Below are 12,505 nucleotides of genomic sequence, written 5' to 3'. Positions count from 1 at the left end.
GGAGATACTGTAATTATAGAAGGGACATGGAGTGATGCAAATGGACCAGTAGTTGTTTTAAGTGTTAGATTGCTTGACCAGGGTGATAATTTGATACAGGATTTAAATTTACTAGTAAATCCAATTACAGTACAGGGTACAACAAGCGGGACTTATTCAGGGAGTTTTGAAGTTCCGACAGTACCTCAAAGTGTGACAGGATTGAAACTTGAAGTTACAGTGAGGGACAATGTATCAAGTGAGGATTATTTATGTAACAGGACAACGATAGTATCAAATACACTTACTGTTGACAATCAATATCCAGTTATAAATATAAAGGCAACATTAACAGGACGTACACCTTCAAGAGTGAATAATATCTGGTGGTATAAAGATGCAGTTCCAATTGAAATAGATATAGAGGATACAGGTACAGGGATAGAAGAGGCGGAATACAGTTTGGATGGAGGAAATACATGGTATCAGGTTATAGATAATAGAGGAATACTTGGGAAAAAGAATTTTGACCTTGAGAATTCCTGTACGAAAATAAAGGTTAAAGCAAAAGATAAAGTTGGTAATGAGGTAGAGGTAGAGGGTATAACTGAATTTGTTGATGGAACAGATTATTATAATGGACTTATATATGTAGATACCTATGCGCCAAAAGTTACAATTAAGATAACAAATGGAAAAATCTGGCCACCTATTCCACCAGCAAATACTGACCTTGATAATCCAGAATTGCCATTACCAGAAACATTACTGCTTCCACCAGGAGCATATCCACAGGAATGGATTGATTATATATTTATCAATTCAAGTTCAAATTCAAATGGAGGTACAAAATTTAGGTTGATAGCAGATGATACACCACCAAGTTCAGAGACAAGTGATGGAAAAGCAAGTTGTGGATTAAATATTTTAGGAAGTATCCCAAATTATAGAATAAGTACGAGTTTAGAAGTTCTTGATTCAGAAGATAAATGGGGTTCCTGGTTAAATCCAACTATTAATTATCAAGACAAAGATGGAGATGGTTATTATGAATATTCTGAGACAATCTATGAGTTTACATTACCTTCAGGGACAACTTCAATTTGGTATTATGCACAGGATAATCTTGAGAATAAAGAAGAACATAAGATTGTTGAAAGAGAAGAATATCATCCAGAAAACTCACAACAAGAAATAGGAAGTGGAAATTTAAGGACAGATGATAATGTACCAGACCCAGATATAGAAATAACACCTTCAAGCCCTGATGGAAATAATGGATGGTATAAATCAGGTGTTTCAATTGAGTTTAAATATAATGAACCAAATAATTACAATGACCCATTACCAACAGGAGAAATAGGAAGTGGATTTAAGAAGTTTCAGTATGTTATAAAGCCAAGTCCAACTACCCCTAATGAATCAGAATATAATGATTATAATCTTGGGACAAAAATAAATATAAGTGTTGAAGGTACTTATTATGTATTTTGCAGGGCAGTAGATAATATAGGAAATACCTCACTTATAAGTTCAAGTTTAAAAGTTGATGGAACAAAGCCAAATGTAAGTTTAACCTTATCAAATGGAATATTTAATTTAAATGCTTCTGATGCTGGTTCAGGAGTTGAAAAAGTTTATTATAAATTTATACTTTATGATAACACTGAAATTCTGAATGAAATGACTGGTTCTTCTGCTACATTTACAACACCTAATGGAATAAATAAAATTGAGTGCTGGGCTATTGATTATGCTGGAAATGAGAGTGACCATGGAATTTACAATATTTCTACTTTTGACACAACTCCGCCTATAACAACCATAACATATTCTCAACCATATTATTTATCTGGAACAACTCTTTATGTAACTTCTGGAGATAATACTGCTTCAACAATTGGAAAGACAGCATTTACTATATCTTCAATAGACCCGAAAGTTAATAATTTTGCATCAGGTGTATCCAGTGGATTTCCAAAATATAGGATAGAAAATAGTTTAACTGAATGGACAACTTATTCAGGACAATTTAATGTTAGTTCTTCAGATGGAAAGATTGAGGCATATGCTATTGATGGTGCTGGGAATACAGGGAATACTGTTTCTTTGAATTTTGTTGTTGATGATAATGCACCTGAAATTACAAAAGTTGACTTTGATAAAGGTCCAGATACAAATAACTGGTATAATTCAAATACTGGAAAACCGAATATTGTTATTGAGTCCTCTGATGATGGTTCTGGTATTTATGAAGTTAAATATTCCTTTGATGGTGTAAATTATACAAAATATACAAATCCAATTTCTGTTTCAGAAGGAAAGGATTTAAATCTGACTTTATATATTAGTGCTGCTGACAATTTAGGGAATACAAGAACAACTATTGTAAACTTAACAACTATCAATGTAGATATAACAAGACCTGTTTCATCAATACAAATACTTTCTGGAAGGAAGTTTAAGATAACTTCCTCTGATAATGTTTCAGGAATTAAAAAGATTTGGTATCAATTTGACAATAATACACCTTCTTCATTTGATTTTACAAGTTCTTCTTTAAGTGTAGAGACAGGAGAGATAGATACACCTGTTGAGACAAAACAGATAAAATACTGGGCTGAAGATTTTGCTGGAAATGTTGAAAGTTATAAGATACATGATATAAAACAGATTAAGATAAGTGGATATGTTAAGGACTATAGTGGAAATCCAGTAAAGAATGTAACAGTGGTATTAACAGGAGAGGCAAACAGAACAACAACTACGGATTTATATGGTTATTATGAATTTAGTGATTTAAGTTCAATAGGTATTTATTATATTATTCCTGCTGTTCATGTTGCACTTCCACAAATAAGGGCATATGATGGGACAGCAAGTTCAGATATAACAGACCAGAACTTTATTATTACAAATGGATGGAGATTTAAAGAGTATGATATGGGAAATTCAAATGATTATTACTTTAAATCAAGTACTATTCTACCATCCTATTCTCAACTTATTCTTGACTGGTCAACTGGGATTGGAGGAAATATTTTAACAGGAGACCTTGATTATGATGGAAAACTTGAACTTATTATAAAAAAGGATTATACAGGAGTTGTTTATAATTACAATAAGAATACAGGATACACTCAAAAAGGGACAATTTCAACAAATTATAATCTCGGATTAATTGATAGTATTGACATTGATACACAACTTGAAATTATTTTAACAGGAATTGGCCAGAACTTACTTGAAATATATGATAAAGACATGAATAAAATAGGTTCATTTTCATATAGCGGAACACCTTTGCCACCTGATAATACTACATGGGGAGTAAGATTTGCTGAAAACAAGATACTTTTTGCAGGATATGGGATAAATTTAGATGGTTCAATTTACACAAATATTATGCTTTATGATTATGAAGAAAATGAAGTAGAATGGACAAAAGATGTTCCTCAAAAAATAGAGGTAGATAAACTTAATTTATGTATAAGGGATGATTATAAACTTATAGCTGTTTTTGGTGGAGTAAATGATACATCTGATTTGAATGTCTATGCCTTAGATTTACTCAAAGGTAATTTATTATGGACAAAAACACTCACAAATCAAAAGGGTAGAATTATTACACTTGTTTCTTCTGTTTATGGTGGGAGTTCACAGGATATAATAGGGATTAGGACTTCAACACAGGCAAATCAGGTTCCACTTACAATCTATAGATTTGACTCTAAAACAGGCAATATCCTTACTCAATCTTCTATTGGTGCTTATACTTATGATATTAAATATGCTTTAAGTGATATAGATAATGATGGAGTTAAAGAACTTTTAATTTCTGATTCAAATGAAAACCTTTATTTAATTGATATGACACAGTTTGTTCTTGAAAAACAGGGTATTGGAAAGGTATGGGCATGTGTTGATTTTGATGGAAAGACAGGAAAGGAAATAATTGTATCTTATGGAACCTATGTAAAAGTTCTTGACTCTAACTTGAATGAAATTATGTCTTACAATCTAAATGATAATATAAAGAAAGTCATTGTTTCAGATGTTAATAATGATGGAATAATAGAGATTATTGTTACATCACCAACTAAAACATATATTTTAAGACCAACAACAACACTTGATTTACCAAATGCTCCGACAAACTTAAGATGTGAACTTGGAGTAAACAGTATCTATATTTACTGGAATTATGTACCAGGTACAGGTACATTAACTGGATTTAAGATTTACAGAAGTACAACACCTTCTAACTGGGGCAGTCCCGTACAGATAATCAATGACCCGAATGCAAGAACAGCAACAGATACTCCTCCTTCAGTTGGTATGTGGTATTATAAAGTAAGTGCATTTAATGATTATGGAGAGGTTGACTGTATAAATCCGGCAAGTTACCTTATTGAATACAGAGAGACAGTTCCTCAAGAAGAGGGAGGAGGTTGTTTCATAGCAACTGCCTGTTTTGGAGAAAATAGTTGGCAGGTAAAGTTATTAAAAGAATTCAGGGATAAAGTTCTTCTTAAATCAGAAATGGGTAAAAAGTTTGTGAAGTTCTATTATAAGCATTCTCCTTATGTGAAGGAATATATAAAGGATAAAGTCATTCTTAAGACATTTGTGAAAATTGCTCTTTATCCTTTTATTTTATTTGCTTACTTTATCCTTCATTATTTTGTCTTTGTTTGTTTAATTTCAGTTTTATTCTTTATTTTATACTGGAGGAAAACTGCTAAACTCTAAACTTAAAAAAGATGTCTAAATAATAAATAGGAGGAAATATGAAATTTAAAAGAGTATTATGGATTTATGTTAAGTTTCTCTTGTTTATTTTTGTTTCTATTTCCAATTATTCATTTGGTGCCTGGGCTGTTCGTTCAGGTGTAGACCTTACAATTGCAAATCAGGCAATTTTACCAATGAGTGGACCTACTGCTGTTATTGGACTTAATCTTTCCTGTAATGCAAGTCCTGGCTGGCCACAACTTGACCCAAATAATGGAATTTTTAATAATACACTTAATTATGTAAGTGTAGTAATTATAAATGCTAATTCAAATCATTCAGTAGAACCAGAGGACTTTAGAAAAGTTGCAATTTATAGGGATATTGGAACAAAAGGAAGTTTTGACCCTTCTGATTTTGAAATTGGTTCTGTTGACCCGAGGCAATTAGGTAGTTTATCCTTTAATATTCCAATAGATTTTTTAATTCCCGATTCTGATGATGCACAAAATGGAACTCAGGGACCAGATTTATGGGTTGTTATTTTTACTTCAGATAAAATTTCAGGAGATATGCCAGGTGGTTATGATGCAAGAAATATGTTTGAAGTAAGGGTTGGTTTTCCACTTGCAGGAATAATAGAGACAAATACAATTATATGTGATTCAAGAGTTGTTGATTTGGTTCCTATGAGAAGTGATACTTATGACCCGAGCAGTCCATTAGAAATAAATGGATATCCTACAATAAGTGGAAATCCTCCTGTTTTTAATAAATATCTTTATGGGCCCCTTTATTTATACAGGGCATATGCTCAGGACCATCCACTTGATGGAGTGGCAAAAAGAATTGATGATGCATTGGCTGTTCCTGAATTATGTGGATTATGTGTTCCTTATAGAGTTTTGGGTTTTTCATTGAAAGGAAGAAGTACTTATTCAACAAATGACAATGAGGTGCTTTCAAGAGTAACTTTAATTATTGAAGATACAGGTGAAGATACAGGTAGTATTTCAAATAATTTTGATGTAAGTATGCTTGCTTCTCATCTGCTTTCTCCTTATTCAAATATAGCAATTTATAGAGATAATGGAGATGGAAATTTTGACCCTGCATCAGATACAAGATTAATTGCAGCAAATGTAATACCGGGAACCCCTCATATGGAGTTTTTTTCTCTTCCATCGTCTCCTGAAGGAAATAGAAGATGGCGGGTTACATTTGAACATAATGATACTCTTGATAAAGTTGCAGATGGAAATATTGATTATTTTGTTGTTATTGCTACTGACCCAAGCCATGGATGGGTTACAAATAGGCCTTGGTATGGTTCTGATTTTAAAATTTATATAGACCCTTCTGTTTTTGATGATGGAATTGTTGTAACAAGACCTATTGGAGAAAGTCCTGACCCAAGTATGTATCTTTCACAAACTTTGATAAGAACAAGGGATAATGTAAAAGATGTAAGAATTGCTCTTGATATAAAACCAAATTTTTTTGATGGACCTATTGAGGCAGATGGAGTTCCAATGCCAATATTTTATATAAATATGACAGATAGTTGGGGACCATCTGCACGTGATGAGGCACTTCAATGGATAAGGGTATGGTTTAAGGGAATAGGTGGATTTAAACCAAACAAACTTATGCCTTTAAGTGATAATGAGGACTCTGGAGTAAGTTTATGGCTTGATAGTAAGACAGGTGGAACTATTGGACTTCCAGATAGTAGAACAATTACTGAAAATGATATGCTTTATAGTACTCACAGAGTTACAATTGCGGATACTTTTGTTCCTCTTGATACTTCTTCACTTGAATGGTATAATTCAGATGGAACAAAATGGTCTCCAACAAACGATGACCCAGCAAATCCAAATGATGATGATAAAAGATATTTTGTTGATTTAAAGCCAAAAAATCCAATTCCTTTACCAAATGATGATTTTATTCAAGGAAATGATTATCCAGGGATGCAGTCAAATATAGGACATGATTTATTTATCTGTATTAAACCAAGAGGAATAAGTGTTCCTGAAACAGGATATAAGTCAAGCAGTCCTTATGAAAGAGGAATTGATTATGGGATGAGGGTTTATGCAGCAATAGGACTTACAAAAAATAATGATAGACCTTCAATTATAAATAACAATCCATGGGAAGATATAATGTTTACAAATGGCGAATGGGCAAGGATTTTTCCTGATGAAAATAGAGATAGAATTTATGAGCCAATAGAAGCGATTTCTTATCCTGCAACTGTTCCGACTTTCTTTACAAATTTAACATATCCAAATCAATCAATTAACAAATTTACAAAAACACCTATAATTGGAATAAATCTTGTTGCTCCACCAGGGAAAAATATATCTTTTGATTTTATGAGTTTGATAATAATTGATGATAATAACCCTCCAACACTTGCTTTTCCAGAACTTGTAAAGCCAAATTCTGATCCTAATGACCCTGATGGTGGATGTGGAATTGCTTTATATAAGGATACAAATAAAAATGGTATTTTTGACCCTCTTGATAAAAGGGTATGGATGACAAAACTGCCTTATTTATTACCGAGAGCAGCAGATGACCCACAAGGAAGGTTTAGGATAAGAATGGAATTTGGAGACCCGCCACAAGGTTATGAAAATTATACATCTGTTGGATATATACCCACTGATGATACTGGACAAAATGCTGGACCTGATTATTTTCTTGTAATACAACCAAACGAGAATATGGACCCTGGGGATAGATTTCATATATTACTCTGGGGAAGCGACTTGGTTGGAGAGTCCACTTTAAATTTTACAGGAGATGCATGGGGTATAACATATAAAAGAGTAAGGACATATACATTAACAAATACAACAGTTACATCAACAATTTTTACAGACCTTACAACTTCAGGACAAACAATAGATGCTTCAAGTGATCCAGTTGGAGTTATTGGAATAAGTGCATGGGACCCAACAGGAACAAATCAATTACAAAAAATAAGGGTTTATTTCAATCCAAAAGAAGGGCTTTTCCCTGATGATACACCTTTTCCTACAATTATTGCAAATTTAACTAATGATATTACAAGTGGTATTTCAATATGGAGAGATACAACAAATGACAATATTTTTAACTGGAGACAAGATACAATTTTACCTACTAACTGGTCAAGTTGGAAATCAGATTATGCAGATGGATTTGTAGATGGAGATGGAACTTCTGACCCAGGCCCTGGATATAAAACAGATATACAAAACTGGCAGGGTAAAATTCTTTCTTATTTTTCATGGGATGACAAAGTTTACTGGTATGATGCAAATAATGATAGTATATGGAGTTCTGAAGATTGCCTGTGGATTGATGAAGATGAAGATGGAATATTTAATCCTCAAACAGATAAAATTATAGTTGGACCAATACCTCCTACAGGAACATTTGGTGAAAAACTTCATGAAGGCACATTTGGTTTTGTTTATTATGATGAGGACCAAGATGGAAAATATACAGATGGAGATGATATTTATTTTGTAGGAAGGGGAAGAAGGTGTCTTGGTTGGTATGCTGAAGGTATTTTATCAAATGTAAATTTACCACAAACCAATACTGGAAATGAATTTTTTGTAGTTATAAGGACAAGTGATAATTTGCTTTATCAGGATATTTTTTCTGTATCTTTGCCTTCAAATTGTTTAGTTTTTACATCTGGCTATTCATTTGCAAATATAAATTTAACAACAAATAATATAACAGGTAATGTAAATTTAAAACTTACAGACCTTATTCCAAGTAATAATTATGTTGTTCCTCCAACATATGACTGTCCTGCAATTGGAATAAATCTTTTTGATGGGAAAAGGGATGAAACAGATGGTGAAAGATATTTAAAAGAAATTGTTGTTTATTATAATGGAAATTTGAGTAATCTTGCAAGTAGAACAACTGATGGAAGTAGAAGTGGGCTAGCTTTATATAAAGAAAGTGGTATTAATTCTGGATGGGATGCAGAGGATATACCAATTAATTTAAAATCAATAAGTTTTTCTGGAAATAAAGTAATTTTAACTCTTCCAGATAATATTTATCCTGTTCCTGATGATGATGCAGGTACAAATTCAGGAGATGATTTTTATATTGTTTTAAGGACTTCTGAAAATGCAAGAACAGGTGATACTTTTGAAATTGAAATAAGAAATGATTTATCTTTGCCTATTGGACTTGTTGGAGATAGAATTAAGTTTGATATAGGGACAAGTGGAGAATATATTGTAGGAACAAATTCAATTCAAATACCAATATTAAATGCACCACAGATTATTTCAGCAAATGCCCAATTTGTGAATGGTAAATGGCAGGTTGTTTTGAATTGGATTGATAATTCATCAAATCCAAATGAAGATGGTTTTGAAATACAGAGGAGAATAGGAACAACTGGAACATGGCAAACAATTGGACAGGCAGGACAGGATATAACAACATATACAGATGATAATAATGGAGCAGGACTTACTCCTGATACAACATATTATTATAGGATAAGGGCATTTATTACAACTCCACCAACTTATTCTGCCTGGTCAAATATAGTAAGTGTAACAACAAGTACCGGTGTTTTACAACCACCATCAAATTTAACTGGTTCTGCTGAATATGTTAATGGGAAATGGCGGATTATTTTAAACTGGGTAGATAATTCATCAAATCCAAATGAAGATGGTTTTGAAATAGAAAGGGATGATGGAAATGGGTTTAATAAGATTGGTGAAGCAGGTCAGGATATAACAACATATATAGATGATAATAATGGACTGGGTTTAACTGAAAATAAAACATATATTTACAGAGTAAGAGCATACAGACAAACTGCATCAGGAACAGAATATTCAAGTTATTCAAATACAGTAAGTGTAACAACTACAAGACCAGATAAACCGACAAACAATTCACCTTCACCTGGTTCTACAAATGTATCTATCCCTCCTACTTTACAGGCATCAGATTATTCTCATCCTTCTGGAGTTTCTTTTGCTTCTTCTCAATGGCAGATAAGGTTAGAACAAGACCAGAATTACTTAAGTCCTGTTTATGATAGTGGAGAAATAGGTGCTGTTACTTCTCATCAGGTTCCTTCTGGCAAATTAAGTTTTGGAACTAAATATTACTGGCATGTTAGATATAAGGACTCAAATGGTGGATGGTCTGATTGGAGTGATGAAACATATTTTACAACAAGAACAAATAGTCCTCCAAATACACCTTCTTGTCAATCACCAATAAATGGAGCAACAGGTATTACTTTAACTCCAACTTTAACTGGTTCTAATTTTGTTGACCCTGATGGAGATACACAAATTAATTCACAGTGGAGATTATGGGAAAGCGGTGGTTCTTCATCAAATCCTTACTGGCAGAATTTAAATGCAGGAGCAGTAATTTCAATATCAGTAACTACACAACTTCAAGAAGGAAAAACATATTATTGGCAGGTAAGATATCAGGACTCAGATGGAATTTATTCTGAATGGAGTGAGCCAACATATTTCACAACATTATTACTTACACCAACAGGACTTACTGCAATAGGCGGAGAAAGAGAGGTTGATTTAAGATGGGACCAGTTACCACCATCAACCGCTACCTGTTTTAAGATATACAGTAAACATCCCACAATAGGGAATCCAAATCCATCTTATTCTCTGATTAAAACAGTTCCGGCAGATTCAACTACATGTGTTGACTCGCCCATATATTCAGACAGCAGACCATATTATTATGTCATAAAAGCGGTTAACCAGCAGACAGGAGAGGTAAGTGGAGATTCAAATCCTGCATGGGCAATTCCAACTGCATTTCCTTTTAATGAAAATCCTACAAATTTACAGGCATATGGTGGCTGGAATAACATGGTAATTAAATGGAGTGATAATACACAGAGTGAAAGTTATTATTATGTAGAGTTCTGGAAAAATAGAAAGCCAGATGATGTAACAAGCCCTGATTCAGTATTACAGGTAATTGCAGATAATGTTTATAATTATCAAACAGGACTTTGTGAAGTTATTATTTACGATACTCATATTTTATGGGAAAATGCAAGATGGTATATAAGAGTCAGGGCTTTACATAGAAATGCTTTGCTTGGATATTCATGGTATGCAAGGCCTGATGGTTCTTTCCCAAATAAAGAAACAATTCCTTCTGGTTTGAATTATGACCAGTCAACGAAATATTTTTATATATGGATTGATACAGCAGGAATTCCTTCAGAACAGACAGGAGGAGGTTGTTTTGTTGCAAGTGTATGTTTTGGAGAGAATAACTGGCAGGTAAAATTATTTAAAGAATTCAGGGACAAATATTTAGTTAAGAATATTTTAGGCAGGGAATTTGTTAAATTTTATTACAGACATTCTCCTGCTTTTGCTGAATTTCTGAGAAACCACAGATTTTTAATAATCCCTGTTAAAATCTTTCTCTATTTTATTTTAATTTTTGTCTTTCTTATTTTAAGTGGCATTTTCCCTTATCTTTTGTTTTCTGGAAGTTTAATTTTGTTAATTAAAAAGATAAAATATTAATTGGGGTATGAAAAAAACAGTTTTTATAATTTTGGGGTGTATTTACAGTATATTATTTGGTAAAGAATCTATAATTTTAAAAAGGAATGTTTTTACTGCACCTCCACCTCCGCCACCACCAAAAGTTGAGACAACAAGTATTTTAAAACCAGCGCCTTTACCTTCACTTGAAACACTGATAGAGATACTCGGGATTGTTTATTTTCCAGAAGGCACTTCTTTTGTAATAATAAAGGATAAAAAAACAAATATAGAGAATATTTTAAAAGAGGGTGAAAGAATTGGTGAAAGTAAGATTATTAAAATAATGAAGGATAAAGTTATTTTTGAATATGACGGTAAAAATGTTTCTTTAAATCTTGAAAATAAATCCAGTGGAATTCCACTTGTTGTTTCAAGGGAAGAGACAACAAAGATTTCTGTATCTCCTAAATTACCGGAGACACCAAAAATTCCGGAAGATGTTGTAACAATGGATGTGGATTTTAATAATACAATAAATACTCTTGTCAATGATAGAAAGTTAATTGAAAATTTAAATGTAATTCCAAATGTAAATGAAGGAAAAGTTGAAGGTTTCAGAGTTTTAAATTTGCCGGAAAATAGTATTCCCTATCAATATGGATTGAGAAATGGAGATATAGTAAGAAGAGTAAATGGAGTTCTTATAGATAGTATAAGTACTGCCTTCAATGTTTATAATCAGATAAAAAATTCAAATACCCAGATTGTAACAGTGGAAGTTTTGAGAAATAATAAACCGGTACTTTTTACCTACCGTCTTAATAGATAAAAAGGACAAATGAAGAAGAAATTAATTTATTTTTACATTTCTTTATTATTTTTTCCTTTTCTGAAATTAAATGGTGAAGAAAATGTTATTGAAAAAGTGAAAAATGAATTCAACAGGAAAAATTATGAAAATGTTATAAATATTTTAGAAAAAGAGAAAGATAGATTTGAGGAAAACCCTGAATTAAATTATTACATCGGAGCATCATACTATAATCTTAAAAATAATGAAAAGGCAAAAACATGTCTTGAAAATTTAATTTATAAAACATCTTTTGAAAATCCCAATATTATACATGAAAGTTTAAGGATTCTTTTTGAAATTTACTGGAAGGATAAAAAAATAGAAGATGTGATAAAACTGGGGAATTATTCATTTAATAAATTTCAGAATAAACCTCAATTTTCTTATGTTTTACAGAGTA

General features: G+C 32.2%; 4 protein-coding genes. All 4 read left to right on the top strand.

Annotated elements, in window-relative coordinates; all coding sequences use genetic code 11:
* Positions 1 to 4,731 (top strand): carboxypeptidase-like regulatory domain-containing protein (locus PKV21_06355; GenBank protein ID HOM27110.1); only part of this gene is annotated, 4,731 nt, incomplete at its 5' end.
* A gap of 38 nt (positions 4,732 to 4,769) precedes the next feature.
* Entirely contained in the window at positions 4,770 to 11,288 is a 6,519-nt protein-coding gene (locus PKV21_06350; GenBank protein HOM27109.1) for a fibronectin type III domain-containing protein, read from the top strand.
* A gap of 7 nt (positions 11,289 to 11,295) precedes the next feature.
* Positions 11,296 to 12,081 (top strand): hypothetical protein, encoded by a 786-nt coding sequence (locus PKV21_06345; protein HOM27108.1) that lies wholly within the window; start codon positions 11,296 to 11,298, stop codon positions 12,079 to 12,081.
* A 9-nt stretch (positions 12,082 to 12,090) separates the two neighbouring features.
* On the top strand, positions 12,091 to 12,505 hold a 415-nt coding region (locus PKV21_06340), incomplete at its 3' end, for a hypothetical protein (protein ID HOM27107.1).

This window comes from bacterium (assembly GCA_035371905.1).
Classification (GTDB): Bacteria; Ratteibacteria; UBA8468; order B48-G9; family JAFGKM01; genus JAMWDI01.
The sequence above is the reverse complement of the archived record's forward strand: the minus strand, read 5'-3'. Positions and strand labels throughout refer to the sequence as shown.

What these genes read in the sequence shown, in the direction of transcription:
- PKV21_06350 (HOM27109.1), top strand. Translation starts at nt 4,770, where the DNA reads ATGAAATTTAAAAGAGTATTATGGATTTATGTTAAGTTTCTCTTGTTT.
- PKV21_06345 (HOM27108.1), top strand. Translation starts at nt 11,296, where the DNA reads ATGAAAAAAACAGTTTTTATAATTTTGGGGTGTATTTACAGTATATTA.